General features: G+C 56.2%; 18 protein-coding genes. 6 read left to right on the top strand and 12 right to left on the bottom strand.

Translation table 11 applies throughout. The features are described 5' to 3' along the window. Window positions 1-135 precede the first annotated feature (135 nt). The 11 genes from PMX60_RS09975 to PMX60_RS10025 all read right to left on the bottom strand — a co-directional run bounded on the left by PMX60_RS09975 (window position 136) and on the right by PMX60_RS10025 (window position 10,151). On the bottom strand, window positions 136-1,755 hold the full coding sequence (locus PMX60_RS09975; protein ID WP_271747791.1) for an ATP-binding cassette domain-containing protein: 1,620 nt from the start codon (window positions 1,753-1,755) through the stop codon (window positions 136-138). Then, complete coding sequence (locus PMX60_RS09980; protein WP_271747792.1) at window positions 1,748-2,668, bottom strand: radical SAM/SPASM domain-containing protein; 921 nt, start codon at window positions 2,666-2,668, stop codon at window positions 1,748-1,750. The genes PMX60_RS09975 and PMX60_RS09980 overlap by 8 nt, the downstream gene beginning before the upstream one ends. A gap of 12 nt (window positions 2,669-2,680) precedes the next feature. After that, window positions 2,681-3,040: a hypothetical protein gene (locus PMX60_RS09985; protein WP_271747793.1), complete on the bottom strand. Its 360-nt coding sequence runs from the start codon at window positions 3,038-3,040 to the stop codon at window positions 2,681-2,683. 21 nt (window positions 3,041-3,061) lie between these two features. Then, entirely contained in the window at window positions 3,062-3,880 is an 819-nt protein-coding gene (locus PMX60_RS09990; protein WP_271747795.1) for a hypothetical protein, read from the bottom strand. Beyond that, window positions 3,864-4,688 carry a hypothetical protein gene (locus PMX60_RS09995; RefSeq protein WP_271747797.1) on the bottom strand — a complete coding sequence of 275 codons (825 nt, stop codon included), beginning with the start codon at window positions 4,686-4,688 and terminating at the stop codon, window positions 3,864-3,866. The genes PMX60_RS09990 and PMX60_RS09995 overlap by 17 nt, the downstream gene beginning before the upstream one ends. Next, window positions 4,685-5,410, bottom strand: a complete 726-nt coding sequence (locus PMX60_RS10000) for an ABC transporter ATP-binding protein (RefSeq protein WP_271747798.1) — start codon at window positions 5,408-5,410, stop codon at window positions 4,685-4,687. The genes PMX60_RS09995 and PMX60_RS10000 overlap by 4 nt, the downstream gene beginning before the upstream one ends. Window positions 5,411-5,752: 342 nt before the next feature. Then, window positions 5,753-6,082, bottom strand: a complete 330-nt coding sequence (locus tag PMX60_RS10005) for a helix-turn-helix domain-containing protein (protein ID WP_117798466.1) — start codon at window positions 6,080-6,082, stop codon at window positions 5,753-5,755. A gap of 8 nt (window positions 6,083-6,090) precedes the next feature. Further along, complete coding sequence (locus tag PMX60_RS10010; protein WP_117798465.1) at window positions 6,091-6,651, bottom strand: hypothetical protein; 561 nt, start codon at window positions 6,649-6,651, stop codon at window positions 6,091-6,093. A gap of 230 nt (window positions 6,652-6,881) precedes the next feature. Beyond that, on the bottom strand, window positions 6,882-7,238 hold the full coding sequence (locus PMX60_RS10015; protein ID WP_055286833.1) for an Hpt domain-containing protein: 357 nt from the start codon (window positions 7,236-7,238) through the stop codon (window positions 6,882-6,884). Between the two features lie 23 nt (window positions 7,239-7,261). Continuing rightward, the gene (locus PMX60_RS10020; protein ID WP_271747799.1) at window positions 7,262-9,142 is read right to left on the bottom strand and encodes a diguanylate cyclase; all 1,881 of its coding nucleotides are present in this window, start codon (window positions 9,140-9,142) and stop codon (window positions 7,262-7,264) included. 211 nt (window positions 9,143-9,353) lie between these two features. Next, window positions 9,354-10,151: an alpha/beta fold hydrolase gene (locus PMX60_RS10025; RefSeq protein WP_271747800.1), complete on the bottom strand. Its 798-nt coding sequence runs from the start codon at window positions 10,149-10,151 to the stop codon at window positions 9,354-9,356. 225 nt (window positions 10,152-10,376) lie between these two features. On the opposite strand from PMX60_RS10025, the gene PMX60_RS10030 reads away from it, so the two are divergent. From PMX60_RS10030 to PMX60_RS10040, 3 genes are all read left to right on the top strand, one after another. Then, on the top strand, window positions 10,377-11,153 hold the full coding sequence (locus PMX60_RS10030; protein ID WP_271747801.1) for a radical SAM protein: 777 nt from the start codon (window positions 10,377-10,379) through the stop codon (window positions 11,151-11,153). A gap of 160 nt (window positions 11,154-11,313) precedes the next feature. Continuing rightward, complete coding sequence (gene map, locus PMX60_RS10035) at window positions 11,314-12,201, top strand: type I methionyl aminopeptidase (RefSeq protein WP_271747802.1); 888 nt, start codon at window positions 11,314-11,316, stop codon at window positions 12,199-12,201. Window positions 12,202-12,331: 130 nt separating this feature from the next. Next, window positions 12,332-13,267 carry a D-2-hydroxyacid dehydrogenase gene (locus tag PMX60_RS10040; RefSeq protein ID WP_271747803.1) on the top strand — a complete coding sequence of 312 codons (936 nt, stop codon included), beginning with the start codon at window positions 12,332-12,334 and terminating at the stop codon, window positions 13,265-13,267. 254 nt (window positions 13,268-13,521) lie between these two features. Here the strand turns inward: PMX60_RS10040 and PMX60_RS10045 are convergent, their stop codons facing one another. After that, window positions 13,522-14,907: a M18 family aminopeptidase gene (locus PMX60_RS10045; RefSeq protein ID WP_271747804.1), complete on the bottom strand. Its 1,386-nt coding sequence runs from the start codon at window positions 14,905-14,907 to the stop codon at window positions 13,522-13,524. Window positions 14,908-15,068: 161 nt separating this feature from the next. Between PMX60_RS10045 and PMX60_RS10050 the strand changes: the two genes are divergently transcribed. The 3 genes from PMX60_RS10050 to PMX60_RS10060 all read left to right on the top strand — a co-directional run bounded on the left by PMX60_RS10050 (window position 15,069) and on the right by PMX60_RS10060 (window position 18,722). After that, a complete protein-coding gene (locus PMX60_RS10050) occupies window positions 15,069-16,154 on the top strand; it encodes a carcinine hydrolase/isopenicillin-N N-acyltransferase family protein (RefSeq protein ID WP_271747805.1) in 1,086 nt (361 codons plus the stop codon). Window positions 16,155-16,294: 140 nt separating this feature from the next. Continuing rightward, on the top strand, window positions 16,295-17,374 hold the full coding sequence (locus tag PMX60_RS10055) for a 6-phosphofructokinase (protein ID WP_271747806.1): 1,080 nt from the start codon (window positions 16,295-16,297) through the stop codon (window positions 17,372-17,374). A gap of 433 nt (window positions 17,375-17,807) precedes the next feature. Then, window positions 17,808-18,722, top strand: a complete 915-nt coding sequence (locus tag PMX60_RS10060; RefSeq protein WP_271747807.1) for a helix-turn-helix domain-containing protein — start codon at window positions 17,808-17,810, stop codon at window positions 18,720-18,722. The last annotated feature ends 332 nt before the right edge of the window (window positions 18,723-19,054 follow it).

A 19,054-nucleotide genomic window follows, 5' to 3' on the forward strand; every position in this document is an offset into this window, starting at 1 on the left:
GCTTGCCCGTATCGTAGGCAATGCGCCGAATGCTCGCCATCGAAATTTATCGGTGGCCCACTTCAGACTGTAATGGGCGGACACCAGCTACGGTGCCCGCCCCCCTGAATTTGATATGCGCGGTCCACTAACCCGTCAGGCAATTTCAATCACTTCATCGCATGCCGAAATAAGCACAGGGTCGTGCGTAGCGATGACCGTGATATGTCGCCCCTTTCTTTCCTTAAGGATTTCGATAAACGCCTGCTTGCTTTGGCTGTCAAGTGCAGATGTCGGCTCATCAAACATCATCACGTCCGGGTTTTTCAGCAGCTGGCGAATAATCGCTATTTTCTGTTTTTCCCCTCCTGAAATATTGTTCTGCCTATCGTCCAGCTCGACATCAAGTCCACCACTTGAATCGACCATCTTTTTAAGCCCCATTCTCTCAATGAGGCTCTCAAGGTCACGCTCTTCAGCGCTTCTGCAGCAAAGAGTTAAATTGTCCCGTATCGACCCTTCGGTCAGGGGCGGCTCCTGCTCCGTAATCCCGATATTGCGCTTTCGCAGCGCATAACGGTCCAGAGAGCTCAGGGGCTTGCTGTTAATCCAAATATCACCCTTGCAGTTTTCTGGATCGCAACCGCTTATCACATCCAGCAGCGTGCTCTTACCGGAACCGTTCGACCCAACGATTGCGTATACCTTTCCTTTTTCTAAAGAAGCCCGAATGTCTCCGAACGCGGTCTTTACAGACCCCGGATAGCTATATGCCAGCTCGGAACAGTTCACCTCGTAAACATCATCGAGGATAATGTCCCCGTTTGAGTCCTCGGGCATGTCCAGCAAGCGCCGCAAACGCTCGTAGGATACCTTTGACGTTTGATAGTCCTTGCCCAGCGCAAGGAAGAATTCAATAGCCGAAGAATAATAGGAGTAATAGCTTAGCGCCGTCATAAGATAGCCGGGCAGCAAATTGCCGTCGAGAACTTCCTTTGCGCCCAGGATCAAGATTCCACCCTGTGCCAAAGATGTGACGGCAGTGTTGGCAAACGTAAAGGTCGCATTAATTTGCTGGTTCTGATAAACGAAACGATATAGCTCTGCAAAAGAGTGCTCAAGCCTTTGCTTGAAAACCTCGAATAGAACATGTCTGCGGATAAATTGTGCGTTGCTAAGCTGCTTCTCCAGATCGGAAAAGAATCGAGCCTCCTGCTCTTGAGCCTCGAAACTTCTTGCGAACAAACACTTTTTGAAAAGCGAATAGACCGCGCCACCTATTATGCCCAGAGCCATACACAGCATTGCCAGGTGACCGTTTATGGTCGCCAGGACAACAAACACCACAAGCAACGTCACTATATTGCTCACGCTTTGGACACTTGCGTTTATAACAAATATCACCAAATCGTTAGCGTCATGATTAATCTGTTGGTTGTAATATGAGGCATCAAAATTAGAAAAGAAGGCCCGTGGTAGCCTTTGAACGTGACTTATCACCTCTTCATTCAATGCAAATCCCACATGTGTTTGCAGATCGACATAGACCAGCTCACTGACGCAATTCAAACCGGCTCGCACAATACCCAGCGCTGCTATCTCAGCGCCGATGGCGATTGCGCTTTCCCCATCTCGCGCGACACCGACAAAGTTGTTGACCAGTTGCCCCGTCAGAAAAGGAATTGCGAGACCAACCACAAGCGAGAGCAGGCACATTAGAAGATAGGTTATATACTTTGGATTCTTGATTATTGTTCTTGCGCAGAGATTAAACATGAGCTGAATCCAGTTCCGAAAGCAATCGCTGAGCTTTCTCGGTCAAAATCATTCGTTGGCGCACCTGATACCTTTGAGATACGCACTGTTTTGACCCTCCATGAAGAGCGTGATTAGGGCAACCTCCCATGCATGAGGGATAGGCAAAACACTCTTCACACTCATGATCGCTCGGCTCATAGTTTAGCCATTGGACAAGCTGAGCATTCATCCTCGGCCCTTCGGCAAGTGTGCCGACGGAGCGTTCACGCATCCCGATTTCATCCCAACATTTATAAAGGTAGCCCTCCGGATCCACTACAAATGACCCTGCACAAACAGCGCCACATATAGCCGGATTAAAGCGCACCGTCAGGTCAACGTAGAACCCCCTATCAACGGCATGGCTATAAAAGTCCAGCTCTTCCTGAGAAAATGCCTCCATCGAAAAACAACTACTGTCGCTTGGGCACGTATCATTGATATTGTCGACAGGCGCTAGGTAGAATCCCACCTTGTTTTTAAGGCCCTTTTCCTCGAGCGCATCCAGCAAATCGCCGGCACCGACAATGTTATGGGCATCGACATTGCACCTGATAGAAATATCTAACAGATGGGTGACTTTAGAAACGTTGTCTAGAATCGCATCGTATGTCGGCTGTCCGTTCCGCAAGATTCGCCGGGAATCATGATCTTGTCGAGAACCGTCCAAAGTCACCTGAGCCATCTTGACGTCACAAGCCGCGAGAGCCGCAGCCACTTCTGGCGTCAGAAGATACCCATTTGTGACAATGGATGCTGCATAGGAACACTCCGGATTAAGGACCCCCTTTATACGCTCTGTGAGTCGCTGAATTCTATCGACTTGTAGCAGCGGCTCTCCACCATACCAACTGATGTCAAACTCGCTCAGCCCCCGTGAACGATCTTTCACGAATGAAACAAGTCAGTCTTCGACCTCCAGAGTCATTGTCGTTTTGCGTTGCCCCTTTTCATAACAGTATGGGCAACAGAAGTTGCACTCCAATGTCGGGGCTATCGTCATGCCGAGAGAGCGATCAGAAAACCGAACAAGACGGCCTATCGCCTTCATTTCCTCCTTTTCGTCACGATCATCTTCTAACAGCATCCCTCCTTGAAGCAACGCTTCGCACAATTCATCTGGCTCCCATTCGCTTCCCGATACCATGCGGCACATTCTTTCTGCATGCTGCTTATCTAACGAAAGGATCGCACCGGTCTTCGCATTCATCACCAGCGTCCTTTCGCCACGGTTTTCAATCAGGTTGTATTGAGACGGTCTCATATGTTTATCCCTCACAAGCAATCAAAGAAATCTCGACCGCAATCGGTCGACGGTAAAGCAAATGGCAAAAACGCTTGCTACGTTTATTAGGCAGTCAATTAGAATCGAAATGCATTGACTATTCCCCAACGGGGTCACGCCACAAATCCACATGAGCATCGAGGCTGGAAGCGGAAGCATGGAATTGGCCCCGATCTGTATGTAGATCGCTACAACGTTGACAAGCAACAGCATGCCAATCGGACCGAAGCCGGACCCAAAATAGGAAACAGCGATCACGCAAGAGACCACGTATGCAAGGCAGGCAGCGGCAGCAAGAACAAGTCGATAGCAAAATACATGCATGTTGAAATACTGCTGAGCATCCAGAACGATTACGCAGTTAAGACAGTACAAAACGACACTCGACAGGATAAACGCGTCCAAAAGGGCAAAAGAAGACAGCACCACTCGAGCAACGATAGCGCACACACGCTTCCCTCCCCGAGCCTCCGACAACCCCCACGGTTCCTCAATAAAGCCCGAACTGACAAAGCGCGGCACAATGCAAGCTGCGATGAACGGAAAGAACAATGCATGAGCCAACGGGGCTACGTTGAAAAGCAGACCGCGAAAAACCCCTGCATTACCAAATAGAAGGACATCCTCTGCCGATAGCCGAAGCGTCGGGTCTGGGAAAAAGCCCAAGAAACTGTTCTCACGGAGGCTACAGAACCACATCGGGAAAGAATTAAGCTGCAATACCACCATGCACGCATAAATTACCAGGATTAAGGCGTACGCCCATTTGCTCGCATGCTTCCATTCTGACTGGAGAAGTCTTTTAATCTGACGAGCCATTGAACACACCCCCAGCGCGAAAGCTCACGAGAGCGTAAATCAATACCGATAGACAGCTGGCTGCCACGCCATATCCCAGAAGCGTCAGCTGCCCCATATCGCTATACCCAAGAGCACTTCCGACTCCAAGATACGGCCCCGGAAGAAGGAAAATCCATCGCAAGGACGGTATGGGCGCCTGAAGGTAAGTTCCGTAGAGCGTCAAGCTCATGACAAATCCGATTATTATCACAGCCCCGCTAAATACAGCGCTGCTTGTAATCCGATAGATGGTTACCGTCTCCAACGCAACCGATATCACCAATACGGCGTTGATTATCATTGCGGGCAAAAATGCAGCCAGCATGCTATGCGCATAGTTTTGCCCTCCACGTGTTATCGCTATTGCAAAAAGAAGAAGGCAAAGCGCACTATATGCTGCGCCAATTATTAAAGCAGACGAAAGCACATGTGCTAGGACCCCATTAAAGCGGGTAAGACCTCTTGCTGAAGAAATTCGGTGTCCCTCTTCATAGCCGCGCTCCTGTAAAATCGCCAAGCAAACGATGAGCTGAACGAACAGAGACGTGCCGGCAAAAGCACTGCGCACAAGGAACTCATCGGGTGCAGAAGGATCGATTACATTCCAGCAGAAACCAATATCCTCCCCAAAAACGCTATTGCCAAAGGCGAGCAACGTTGTTCCGTTTTTTAGAAAGACACCGAAGAGAAGGCCGAACGCCAGAATAAGCGCAAGACCAAACTTCGCCGGAAACATCCTGTGCAAACGCATCATATCTGCCTTTATGGGATGGATCGCCCGCTTCATAGCGAGACCGCCTTCATCAAGCGCCTGTAATACTCTTTTAGGGACGACGCCTCATCCCTTATGACGTCCATCGATTCCTTTTTCAGCAGTTCGCCGTCATGAATAAACACGCAACTTGTTGCAACTGATGCCAACTCATCCAAATCATGGCTAGAGATGAGCATGGTCTTACCCTGTTCTCGATTCAATCGACCGATAAGGGCCCATATACTCTCGATGCCCAGCGGGTCCAAACCGTTTGCTGGCTCATCAAAAATAAGCAGGTCAGTGTCACCCAACAAAGCCGTAGCTATATCCAGCCGCCGTTTCATTCCCAGAGAAAAACTGCTTACGCTCTTTTTCTCTTCGACGTCCAGTCCAACTAGACTCAAAACGCGAGGAACCTCACGTTTCTCATCAAGCCCCCATTCCGCACATCGGATCCGAAGATTCTCAACCGCACTGAGGGACTGGTATGCTCCGCTGGAATCTGGCACATAGCCGACACGCGTCCGCATCAGGCTAAGCTCTCTCTTTGATTTGCCTCCAAAGAGCTCCACGCTCCCCGACGATGGCTCGCAGAGGCCCAATACGATTTTAATAAGCGTGCTTTTGCCCGCACCGTTTGCACCGACAAGGGCACAGAGCTCAGACTGATGCACCTCGAAGGAAACGTCATGCAAAACGCGCCGTTTCCCGTAGCGCTTTGACACCTTTGATAGCTTTATCGCTGATGCACTCATTGGCCTCCCGTTCTGCTTGATAGCAAAACCGCTGCTGCCAGACTGTCGCCTGGCAGCAGCCGCAACTGCTAGAGATTAACTAAACAGAAGTTTTTGCTGCAGTTATTGACGCAAGTGCGTGCTCCACAGAATGTCTTGCAGTAACCGTTGCACCCACCACCGGGGTCCACATAACTCGGTTTGACAATCCAGCTCATATCGTTCCTCCTTTCTATTATCGCTTTTACTTTGTGTTATTGTTTATCGATAACTTATATTTGTCAAGATAATCTAAAGAGATGGGGCCCGCGCTAGACACGGGCCCCATCACACCAATATCTCGTTTTAGCTGCTCGCTATATGCTACTCGTCGCTCAAATCTACAGCAAAGACTGATGTTGGAAGCGACGCCTCATTGCCTCCACCATTCCGCATCTGCCTCACGACATTTTTTGCACGCTCAACAATAAGCTCCTCAAGCTCTTTCTCACTCACCCGCCGAATAATATCTCCCGGTTGACAGTCAAGTTCATCGCAAATATCGAGAAGCGTCTTAAGGCGAATAGCTTTAATTTTTCCGTTTCTTAGCTTAGAAATATTAGCCGGAGTATGCCCCGTGGCACGAATCAGATCAGCACTGGTCTTTCCGGTCTTAAGTAGCTGCGTCTCAAGCTCGATGATGAGATAGCTCATGCTTCCTCCTACACAAGCTCGTCAGACTGCTCTTGGAGCAGCGAGGCATAACTCCAGATCACCGAGATACACAGACAGACAGCCGCGCCGATAAGCGACCCCGCATCAAAGGCAACGCCTTGGCAAATCTCAATAACGAAGGAATGAGGCACGACGTAAAGCTCCAGCCCACCAATGGTAAGATTGACCGATCCGTAGGCACCAATAAGCGAAACCGCGGCGTTAACAGCAAAGGCAAGCGCAAGAACACGGATAAGCCGCACATGCGTCTTGGTAAAGGGCGAGACGCCTCGCGAGATGTTACGGCTGATCCCACACAGAACGACAAGCGAAATACCCACGACGAGTGCCAGGCACAGTCCGCTTGGGATAACGATGCACCCGCCATCGAGAAGCGTCACGACGCCGAAAGAATCGACAGAGGCAACGTTTGCAACCGCATACCAGATCACGTAAACAACCAACGCGGCAAAAGCGACGAGCATCCCTGCAAAAACGGCTGCCATGCAAAAGCCAAGCTTCCTGATATTTTCGCCCGCTTTGGCCATACGCTGAACGCTGTTAGACATACACTCACCCTCATCGACTCTATCGTTATTCGAACAGTTTATCGAACAACGATATTGATTGCATGCGGAAAGCCCCGCCAGTGCGCATAGGCCATTTAGTAACCCGGAGGAGTGAGCGTGGATTTTTGGACATATATCGAACGAGAGTGGATAATCTCCCACTTTGAGGCCGCCACCGGGCCTAAAACGGGAGATTATCCACTCTCATAGTCATCAAGGCCCGCAAGCTCTTATTCAGCCGCCTCGCGCAGAGCCGACATCGTTGCCGCATATTGCTGCTGCAACGCATGCATTCCCTCGCGAGCGCCGTCAACGGCATCGGCGCCGCGCAGTGCTTCGGTCACCACGACCGCCGGCTCGTACAGATTATCGAATCCCAGGTTCTGGCTCACGCCCTTGAGCGTGTGCGCTGCCATAAACGCACCTTCGGCGTCTCCTGCCGCCATGGCGGCCTCCAGCTTGTCCATGCTCTCGTCATCCAAAAACTTGAGGGCAAAGCGGGCAAGCATTTCCTCGCCCATCAGCCGAGCGCACGCGTCATCATAATTAGCGCCGATCTTCTCATACGCCTCACGCATGGAAATCATGGATTAAAACTCCTTAGGTCAAACTAAATCGTGGGAAACGCGACAACGTCGGCGGGGCGTGCCAACGTCTCGGCAATACGGTCTTGCACCTCGAGCAGACAGTCGAGCAACAGCGGGTTAAAGGTGCCGCACTTACCGTCCAGGATCATCTGGATCGCCTCCTTGTGCGGAATAGCGTCCTTGTACACACGCACGCTCGTCAGAGCATCGTACACGTCGGCCACCGAGACCACCTGCGCGGCAATGGGAATATCGTCGCCCTTAAGGCCATCGGGATAGCCCTTGCCGTCCCAGCGCTCGTGGTGCCAACGCGCAATTTGGTACGCATATTCCATAAGCGCATTGCCGACGTGATGGCAACCCAGCTCAAGCAACATGTCGGCGCCGATCGTGGTATGCGTCTTCATAATCTCGAACTCCTCGGACGTAAGGCGTCCGGGTTTGTTGAGAATCGCATCGTCAATCGCCATCTTGCCGATATCGTGCAGCGCCGAAGCCAGGGCAATCGTGGAGCGTTCCTCGTTGTCGAGGGAAATGGTGTCGCTACGCTGGACTAGACAGCCAAGCAGCAGCTCGGTCAGCTTTTCGATATTCGTAACGTGCCTGCCACTCTCGCCATTGCGAAGTTCCATGACACCGGCCATGATGTCAATGAGCATGCGACTGTTCTTGACGCGCTCGTTGTACTGCTGGGACAGCAGGCTCGTCAGGCGGCGCTGCTTGGCGTATAGGCGGATGGTGTTGCTTACACGGCGGCGCACGACACGGGAGTCAAACGGGCGGCTGATATAGTCCGAGGCGCCCAGCTCGTACGCGCGCAGAACCACATCGTCGGAATCTTCGCTCGAGATCATGATGACAGGCAGATTGTCAACAACCGATCGGCGCGACAGATCGGCCAGCACCTCAAAGCCGCTCACGCCCGGCATGACAATGTCCAGCAGCACGAGTGACAACTCATCGCCATAGCGGTCGACCATATCGAGCGCCGTACGACCGTTGTCGGCCTCGAGGATGCAATACTCGTCCTTGAGCATCTCGTTGAGAATGGCTCGGTTCATCTCGGAGTCATCGACGATAAGCACCAAAGGCTTTTCGCTTTGGAAGGCCTCGATGAAATCGCCATCGGTCACGACCGTACCGGCTTTTGCCTTAGTACGGCTCAGTAACTGGACAGCGCGGCCAACGCCCTCATCAACCGTCTCGCCATGAATGCGAACGCCACCAACACATGCCGTCAAGCTCACGTGCTCATGGCCCGGAATAAACGCGGAACGAACGGCATCGGATACCTGACGCAGGCGACGGGCGAAGTCATCGGAGGGAATATCGGGCATGACGGCCACAAACTTGTCGCAGCCATAGCGCACAAGTTCGTCAGTCGAACGAATACCGCTGCGTATGGCTGTCGCCACGGCACCGAGCGCAAGGTCGCCGGCATGACGGCCACACGTATCGTTGAAGACCCTAAAATCGTCAAGGTCGATCACCGCAACGCCGGCCTTCATGCGGGCGCTACGGAGCTTTTCCTCGTAATATCGGCGATTGCGCACACTCGTCAGCACGTCGGTGTAGACAAGGTCCTCTTCTGCAGCCTCTTGTTCATCGATCGGACGCACCATCAGCAAGACACGAGGCTCACCCTCGACCTTTAGAGGGCGTAGGCGAGCGCGGTACTCAACACCATCGTTGAGCAGTTGCTCCGACACCTCATCGGAGTCTGCCAAAGCCTCAAGACTCAACTGACGCAGACAAGGGCAGCGATCGCCGGCGAGCAGGCAGTTAGGCTCGCTCTTAATCTGATCGGCCGACAGCAAACGCACCACGGGGTAGGTCTTCGCGACGCGGGCGACCTCAGCGGCAGCCTCCTCGTCGGTTAGATTGACCTCGTGATTATTGAGCATATGGGGCCCTTTCGATAGTTTCGCATGGTAGCGGTGGGTTCCAAATGCTACAAGGGTAACACCTTGCCGATGCAGGTAAGCACATGAATGCTGTTACATTTTTATGACCTGGCAAACGGTGGTAATGGAACCGCGGGCGCGTGGTTATTGGCGCATTCGTTAACAATGACGAAACGCCAACAGTCCCCCTCCCCGCAGGTCATCGAGCGTGCTAACGCTCCAAGACATCGTGAACGGCGTTTGCCGCCGTAACGGGGCGATCGCGCAAACCGTTATGCGCGCCCGGGATCGTCACAAGGGGGCAATCGAGATATTCGGCAGCCGCTCGCGTACCAGCCTCGCGGGGTGTACCGACCGAAAGCTCGCCCAAAAACACAGCCGACACCGCCTTTGATTCGCGGGCGCGCTCCCAGTCGGGAGCATATGTCATATTTGTTCCGTATTCATTGGCCATAAAGCAACGACCATTGCGCAGGGCATGCTTGGCTTCCGCTTCGGTCGTCCCAGGAGCCTCGGGGTCCAAGTCGCCGAGAGCTCCCAAGAAAAGCCGAAGCGCCCTTGAAACCTTTCCAGCCGCAATCATATCGAGCAAAATCGGAGCTGCGCCCATGCCGACGCCTTCGGCCGACACAGCCGGCTCATGCAGAATCGCACGGGCGACGAGATGGGGTTCGGTGCGAAGAAGCTCCAGCGCCACCAACGTACCGGCGCTGTGCGCAAGCACATTTGTCGGAGCGCCAACGTGTTCGATCACGGCCTGCAGGTCGGCGGCCTGAGCGGCAAGATCATAGCTGCCGTCTGCCGCTTCGCTGCTGCCGCCACAGCCGCGGCGGTCGTAGGCAATTACGCGGTAGTTGTGACTGAGCTCACATGCGATGCCGTCGAAAAATGTGCCGTCGACACAAGCGCCGTGCACGCACACCAAGGCAGGAGTATCAGGCGACACATCCGGGCCGGCATATTCGCGACAGGCAATCGTGGTGCCCGCATTCTCGACCGTAAAATCCATGTTGTGCCCCCATCATCAACGCCCATCCAGCTGCGCGTCAGTACGGCTGGATAGACCCGCATTTCTTTACGCCTTGTTAACAGATTAACTTTACCCGACCCGAGGCTTTTCATGACACGGCATAATGAGCGACGTGAAAAAACGAAACTTGTAAAGCAAGAGCCTGCACCCTGCTTTGGAGCCGATGCTATGCTTAGGCACAATTGTCTTGAGGAGCATATGCCTATGTCTACGTTTTTGAATGCCAGCCCCATCTTTGGGCCCGTTCGCAGCCGTCGCCTTGGTCTCTCGCTCGGCGTCAACATGATGCCGGCCAGCGGCAAAATCTGCACGTTCGACTGCATTTACTGCGAAAACGGCCTCAACGCCGAGCGCCCCTGTCACGAGCCGTACAACACAGCTGCCGTGGTACTCGACGCGCTCGAGGCAAAGCTGCGCGAGATGGCAACCGAGGGCGAGCTCCCCGATGTGATCACCTTCGCAGGCAACGGCGAGCCCACCGCCGCACCGGAGTTTCCGCAGGCCATCGCCGGCGCTGTCGCGCTGCGCGACGAGCTTGCCCCAAACACCAAGATTGCCGTGCTTTCCAACGGCACGCGCGCCGACCGCCCCGAGGTGCACGACGCGCTCATGATGGTCGACGACAACATTCTTAAGCTCGATACCGTCGACCCGGCATTTATCCAGCTGCTCGACCAGCCCGTTGGCCCCTACGACGTCGAGCACCAGATCGAGACGTTCGCAAGCTTTGACGGTCACGTTATTATCCAGACGATCTTTTTGAACGGCGAGTATCAGGGCAAGCTCATCGACAACACCGGCGAGGAGTACGTCGCCCCCTGGCTCGCGGCGCTTGAGCGCATTCGCCCACAAGAAGCGACCATCTACACGGTGGCGCGCGAGACACCAGTCGCCGGCCTTGCCAAAGCAGCGCCCGAGGTGCTCGACGCCATCGCCGCGCGCGTCCAAGCCCTCGGCATCCCCTGCCAGGTGAGCTACTAGCAAAACCACGCAGCAGCTAGTGCCCGCCATCCCGCCCCATCAGTTGCGGTGATATAGTTCCTATTTGTGCTGTTAAAACGCTTAAATAGGAACTATATCACCGCAACTTTTATGGACGCGTGGGTGGGCTATACTAGCTGCGAATGAAAGGAAGTTAGCCATGTTTGACAACGGACCCGTGCCCGGCCGCAATGACGCTTGCTGGTGCGGCAGCGGCAAAAAATATAAGAAATGTCACAGCGCCTTCGACGAGCGCCTCGAGCGCCTGTGGGAGGAAGGCTGGGAGGTTCTGCCCCGTACGCTCTACAAGACACCCGTCGATATCGAGGGCATCAAGCGCTCGGCCGCTATCAACGTGGGCGTGCTCGACTACGTAGGCGAGCACATCGCCGCAGGCATGACCACCAATCAGATCGACCAGATGATCTACGACTACACCGTCGAGCACGGTGGTACGCCGGCCGACCTCAACTACGAGGGCTACCCCAAGAGCGTGTGCACCTCGATCAACGACGTGGTCTGCCACGGTATCCCCTGCGATGCGGATGTGCTGCACGAGGGCGACATCATCAATGTGGACTGTTCCACAATCCTAGACGGCTACTTTAGCGACTCGAGCCGCATGTTCTGCATCGGTGAGGTCTCTGCCGAGCGCCAGCGCCTGGTCGACGTCACCCGCGCCAGCGTGGAGGCGGGTCTGGCGGCCGTCAAGCCATGGCTGCCGCTGTCCGTTATGGCCGAGGCCGTGCAAAAGACGGTCGAGGACGCCGGCTTTAGCGTGGTGCGCGAGTACGGCGGACACGGCATCGGTAAGGAGTTCCACGAGGACCCGTTTGTGGGCTTTACCACCGAGGCACCCGATGTGGACACCATCATGGCTCCGGGCATGGTCTTTACCATTGAGCCCATGGTCAACGCCGGAGCGCCCGACATCAAGATTAGCAAGGGTGACGGCTGGTGCGTGCGCACCAAGGACGGCAGCGACTCGGCCCAGTGCGAGGTACAGCTCGTGGTGACCGAGGACGGTTACGAGCTGCTCAGCTGGTAGCTGCGGATGCGCCGGATGCTGACGGGTACGCTCGTCTTGCATCCGGCGTTTTTATTTGAACGTTTTGCCTGATAAAACCTGCCAAAATAAACCTGTCCCTTTTTGGCAGGTCGAGCGGAGAGGACTGCTTGTGAACATCCTGGTTTTGTTGCCCGTCAACGACCGCCATCGCGCAATTCTTGAGTCGAGCGCTCCGGGCGAGGACTTTATCTACACGAGCCCCGACGCCGCCACGCGCGAGCAGGTCGCCGATGCCGACGTGATCCTGGGCAACATCGACCCTGGCATGCTCACGGCATGCGAGCATCTCCAGCTGTTGCAATTGCAGACCGCCGGCTATGACGACTACCTTGCCGCCGGCACCGTGCCAGCCGACGCTAAGCTTTCCTGCTCGGTGGGCGCCTACGGCCAGGCTGTGAGCGAGCACATGTTTGCCATGGTGCTGTCTATGATGAAGCGTCTGCCCGGCTATCACGATCTGCAGCGTGAGCATCGCTGGAAGGATTTGGGGCCGGTTACCTCGCTCAAAAACGCCAACGTGCTGGTGCTGGGCGCGGGCGATATCGGCGGCCACTTTGCCACGCTCTGCCGTGGCATGGGTGCGCACGTCCGCGGCATCAAGCGCCATCCGCTCGTCTACCCCATTGTGTTTGAGGACATGGACGGCATGGATGCCCTGTCTGAGCGCTTGGCGGAGGCAGACGTCGTCGCATCTTTTATGCCGAGCACACCCGAGACCCGCGGCCTGGCGAACGCCGAGTTCTTCGCCGCGATGAAACCGGGCGCCTTCTTTGCCAACGGCGGCCGCGGCGACCTTGTGGTCGCCGACGACTTGGTTGCCGCCTTGGAGTCGGGACATCTCGCCGGCGCCGCGGTCGACGTCACCGACCCCGAACCGTTGCCTGAGACAAGCCCACTGTGGGATGCGCCTAATATGCTCATCACGCCACACGTCTCCGGCTGGTTCCACCTGGCAGCCACGCTCAACAATGTGGTCGACATTGCCGCGGAGAATCTGCGTCACCTGCAAGCCGGCGAGACCCTGCGCTGTTGGATTGAACATTAGGGTTCCGCCGTTCTAACGAACGGCGGACCGGTCGACGCTGCGCGCCGCCCAGAGCGACAATTTGTCATTCAAAAGGCGAGGCATGACCAGAAGGTCTATGCCTTGCCTTTTTCATGCCAACTTGTTCGCTCTGGACATCGCTCGCTGACGTTTGCTCAACCTGCGGTGTTATAACAATTCTGTCCAGCTGTTGGCATTGCGGCATTTGCCCAAATAAAACCTGCCAAAGTAAACCTGTCCCTTTTTGGCAGATTTTAGAGTTCCACACTTTCGGCGCCGTTGATGGTTAGGTTGCGCTCGTAGAAGGCGGTGAGAGCGCGGATGGCGTACATCACGTCGCGCACGCCGCCGGTCTCGTAGCTCGAGTGCATGGCAAGCTGCGGCAGGCCCACGTCAACGGCATGCATGCTCGCCTGCATGTTCGACAGGTTGCCCAGGGTCGAACCGCCCGCCATATCGCTCTTGTTGGCGAAGGCCTGCGTGGGCACGTCGGCGTCATCGCAGATGGCTTGGAACACCGCGCGGCTAAAGGCATCGGTGCAGTAGTGCTGGTTGGCGGCTTCCTTGATGACAATACCGCCGTTGAGTACGACCTGGTTGCGAACATCGCACTTCTCGGCGTGGTTGGGGTGCACGGCATGCGCGTTGTCGCAGCTCACGAGCATCGAGGCGGCAAGGGCGCGATGGTACGACTCGTCGTCAAAGCCCAGTGATCCGTTAATGCGGCGCAGCGCGTCGGCCAAGAACGTCGACATGGCTCCTTGCTTGGTCTCGGAGCCAACCTCCTCGTTATCGAAGCAGCAGAAGACCGAAACGTCGCGCGCGTTCTCGGCACCCAAAAATGCCTGCAGCGAGGTGTAGGCGCAGGCCAGGTCGTCGAGCTTGGGCGTCGAGATAAACTCGTCGGCCCAGCCCCAAATGCGCGCATCCTGACGATTGACCAGGAACAGATCGCGGCCCAAAATTTGCTCGGGCTCAACGTCCAGCTCATCGGCAATCAGAGCGTCAAAATCTCCCTGCTTGAGTTCACCGGCGCTGATGAGCGGGCACAGGTCAACGGCTCGGTTGGGAGCAAAGCTCTCGTTAACGCCACGGTTCATATGGATGGCAAGGCTCGGAATAATGGCAACCTCGCGCTCGGTGGCAAGCAGGCGGCTCTCAATACGGTCGCCCTCGCGCACCAGCACGCGGCCCGCGAGCGCCAGTGGACGATCGAACCAGGTGTAGTCGATCATGCCGCCGTAGGCCTCGGTGTTCAGACGCAGCGTCTCGCCTGCGCCGTCGAGCTCGGGCACAGCCTTGACCTTAAACGTCGGCGAATCGCTGTGCGACGCCGTGAGCTGAAAATGATAGTCGCCGGCAACGCCGTCCTCGCCCCACGTAGCAGCCAGGTCCTCGCCCACCTTAAAGGCAACGACGCTCGAGGTGTTGCGCTGCGTGTAATAACGCCCGCCCGGCTCGATGTCCCATGCCGCGTTCTCGGGCAGGTAGGTAAAGCCCGCCTCGTCGAGCTCGGCCATAATGGTCGCCGCCGTATGAAACATGCTGGGGCATGCCTCGATAAAGTCGATAAGGTCGTTGGCGGCCTCGATATCGTCGGCCGTCACGTGCGCGCGCTCGGGCGTTTCCTGATCCGTCATGCTCTCCCCTTTCGCTGGGTTGATGGTCCCCTCCAGCATACCCCGCCACGCCAGCGCCGCACTCTTCATTCCGTGCTTAATTCCGCGCCGCTCACCAACTTGAGCCATCATGCCCGCGTTCCTTTTGCGACAATTGCGCTAACAGGACGAGAGGAGTCGTCATGAAGCCACGTAACATTGCCATCGCCTGCGGTGTCGCGGGAGTCGCCGTCGGCCTTGCCGCTGCCACCGGTATCGTTTATCACAAGCAAATCAAGTCCGCCGCGTCGCTCAAACACTTGACCGGCTACGCGGATGGCTATGACCTGTACGCAATCGACATCGCCTACGACTACGATCTTGATCGCATCATCGCCGCTGGCGTGCGCGACGACCAGGCCTACATCGATGCCGTGGTGGCGCAGGTGCTGCCCGGTGTGCCGGCACATGTCCAGGCGCCCCAGTTTGCCTGCAGCGCTTTTGTCGCCGTAGATGCCGAAGGCCGCGTGCGCACCGGTCGCAATTACGACTTTAAGGACGACACCTCGGCGCTGCTGGTGCGCAATCACCCACGCGGCGGCTATGCTTCCATCGGGTTTGCCGCCCTCAATAACCTGGGCGCCAACACTCCGCTTGACTCCATCACCGGACGCGCCGCGGCGTTGATGGGCCCGTTTGCCCAGCTCGACGGTGTTAATGAATGCGGCGTGTCCATTGCCGTACTCACCCTGGATTCCAAGCCCTGTGACCAGGACACGCAACGCCCCGCCATCAATACCTCGCTCGCCATCCGCCTGGTGCTCGACCGTGCCGCCACCACGCAAGAAGCTGTCGACCTGCTTTCCGCCTACGACATGCACGCTATGGCAGGACGCGATTACCACTTCTTTATCAACGACGCCGCCGGTGACGCGCGCGTAGTAGAGTGGGATCCGCGCGATCCGGACCGCGCTTTCAAAGCGACTCCTGTACGCCAGGTTACGAACTTCTATGCCTGCTATGGCGACGAAGTGCTGCCCAACCAAAAGAATGGCGAGCTGGGCCATGGTAAAGAGCGCGCCGTCGCAATCGCCGATGTCCTTGACGCCCATGTCGGTGCCCAGAACGAGGCAGTCGCTTGGAAGGCCCTACGCGCTGCGGCGCAAGAGCCCAATCCGGAAGACATCACCAGCAACACGCAGTGGTCGGTCGTCTTTGACAACACCGAGCCCGCTGCCGCCATCACGCTGCGCCGCCACTGGGGCGACATCGATGCCTTCGCGCTGTAAGGAGCTGGCACCGTCGTCCTTACGCTGGCCTGACGTTGCTTACATTTCCATACATTTGAGCTAACACGTTTTACCCCCGTATCAACAGTGTGCGGGGGTAAACTTATGCGCATGTTATAACTTGCCCGGAAGGATTCACCATGCTTAGAATCGGTCTTCTTACTAGTGGCGGCGACTGCCAGGCGCTCAACGCCACCATGCGCGGCATTGTCAAAACGCTTATGACCAATAGCGAAGAGCCTATCGAGATTTATGGCTTTGAGGACGGCTATCAGGGCCTTATCTACAGCAGGTTCCGCGTCATGTCGCCCGCCGATTTTAGCGGCATCCTCACCCGCGGCGGCACCATCCTGGGCACGAGCCGCACGCCGTTCAAGCGTCTGGATATTCCCGAGGCCGATGGCGTCGAGAAGGTACCCGCAATGGTCCACACCTATCATAAGCTGCAGCTCGACTGCCTGTTTATGCTGGGCGGCAACGGCTCCACCAAGACCGCCAACCGCCTGCGCGAAGAGGGCCTCAACGTTATCGCCCTGCCCAAGACCATCGATAACGACACCTGGGGCACCGAGCTGACGTTTGGCTTTACGAGCGCCATCGACGTCGCCACCAAGTGCATCGACGACATCCACACCACCGCTTCGAGCCATGGGCGCGTGTTCGTTATCGAGATCATGGGCCACAAGGTTGGCTGGATTCCACTGTACGCCGGCGTCGCGGGCGGCGCGGATGTCATCCTGATTCCCGAGATCCCCTACGACATGGATAACGTCATCAAGACCATCGAGCATCGCATGGAGACCGGCAGCCGCTTTACCATCGTGGCCGTCGCCGAGGGCGCTATCTCCAAGGAGGACGCGGCGCTGTCCAAGAAGGAGTACAAGAAGAAACTCGCCGAGCGCACGAGCCCGTCAATCGTGTACGACATCGCCAAGGAGATCGAGGCCAAGACCGGTCGCGAGACCCGCGTCGCCATCCCCGGTCACACGCAGCGCGGAGGCCAGCCCGACGCCCAGGACCGCATCTTTGCGACCCAGTGCGGCGTCGAGGCAGCGCTCGGCTGCCTGCGTGGCGAGTTTGGCTACATGATTGCCTTGCGTGACGGCAAGATGTGCCACATGCCGCTCGAGGAGGTCGCCGGCAAGCTCAAGTTTGTCGACCCCCAGAGCGATCTGGTGCGCGAGGCCAAGGCGTTGGGCATCAGCTTCGGCGACGAATAGCCTCGGCCGAAATCCATCCCATCGGACCCTCCGACCCCGCCCGACGTATTTCGATTTGGCTCCTCCCTTGACTCCGTCAAAGGTCGCCAATCGAAATCGTCGGGCGGGGTCGGAGGGTCCTTCGTTTACATACTCGCCGAGGCAATTCGTCTTCTTGCTGCGGGTGCCTGGTCTGAAATTCAGTTGCGGTGAAATAGTTCCTGCTTAGCCCGCAAATGGCTAAATCTAGAAGCTATTCCACCGCAATTTACTGAGTGGGGGCTCTTGGCTGCTACTTGCACTGACATTTGTCCTGAAATGGCTGGTCGTTAGGGGTTGCTACCGGTAGTTGCGGTAGGGTTGGAGCAGATTCTAACTAGAAATGGTGGTCGCTACCGGTTGTTCTCGGCATACTCGGCTCATTCGATTCGACCATCAAACGAAAGGAACCACCATGGATCTTGCGATGGCGCAGCGGCTCGTTGATCGCCGCAAGGCCGCCGGGCTTTCTCAGGAGGCGCTTGCCGCACAGCTGGGCGTGAGTCGTCAGGCTGTCAGTAAATGGGAGCGCAGCGAATCCTCGCCCGATACCGATAACCTTATTGCGCTCGCCGCGCTGTATGGCGTGTCGCTGGATGAGTTGTTGTATGGGGAAGCGGCTAGCGATGCCGATAGCTCAGAGGACGGCAGCACCGAAACGGTGGATGAGGCTAAAGAGGCCGAAGATTCTGCCGAGCACGCCGATTGCGGCGACAAACCACTTGTCGATATTTCCCTCGCGCGCGGCATCCACGTCATTGATCCCAATAAAGGCGAGGAAGTCCGTGTTGGCTGGAACGGCATCCATGTGACCAACGAGCGCAAGGGCGAAGAGGTGCATGTGGGGCCAGACGGCGTGCATGTCGATACGCTTGAGGACGATGGACATAGCGTGCATACCAATGACGACGGCACCGTCACCATCGACGGCGAGACGTTTTCCAGCTGGAAGGAAGCACACGACAAGCTCGACCATCATGGCAAGCATTTCCACACCAAGGTCGGACGTACATGGAACAAATTCCCCTTCCCCGCGCTCGTCACCCTCGCCTACCTGGTGCTCGGCATTGCCTACGGCACATGGGCTACGGGACTCTTCCTCGTCTTTTTGATTCCCGTCTATTACGCGCTTGGCGACTTTATCGACCAACGCCACTTATCTAAGCTGATCGATGTCGTCTATTCGGTCAGTGCCGAGGCATGGTTCCTCTACATGTGGCTCTGTCTGGGGCAACCCCATCCCGCCTGGGTAATTCTCATCACCATCCCGGTCGTAAAAGCACTCATGCGTTGGTGCCGTAAACGATGGAAGCATCGCGAACGAGCCTAAACCATCCCAGCCCGACGGCAGCACCCAACTAGTACCCCCCCCCGCCCCTCCCTCCTAAGTTGCGGTGATATAGTTCCGGTTTTAGCCTTGAGTAGTCGAATTTAGGAACTATTCCACCGCAACTTACGAATGATCGGAGCGGCTACAGCACAAGCGTCGGCGTTCGTTTGATGGTCCGCCACGAAAAGGGCCTATCTACTACGTTTAACTCGATGGGGCCAACCATGACCGCCTTTTTCGAAAATCGACAGGCCTTCTACCTGCACTGATAATTGTTCTCGGGGGAAGCGGGCACTGCGGGGCGCGGCAACGGCGCGCGATTTCCGCGTCGC

Source organism: Collinsella aerofaciens, from assembly GCF_028206995.1.
Lineage (GTDB): Bacteria > Actinomycetota > Coriobacteriia > Coriobacteriales > Coriobacteriaceae > Collinsella > Collinsella aerofaciens_AQ.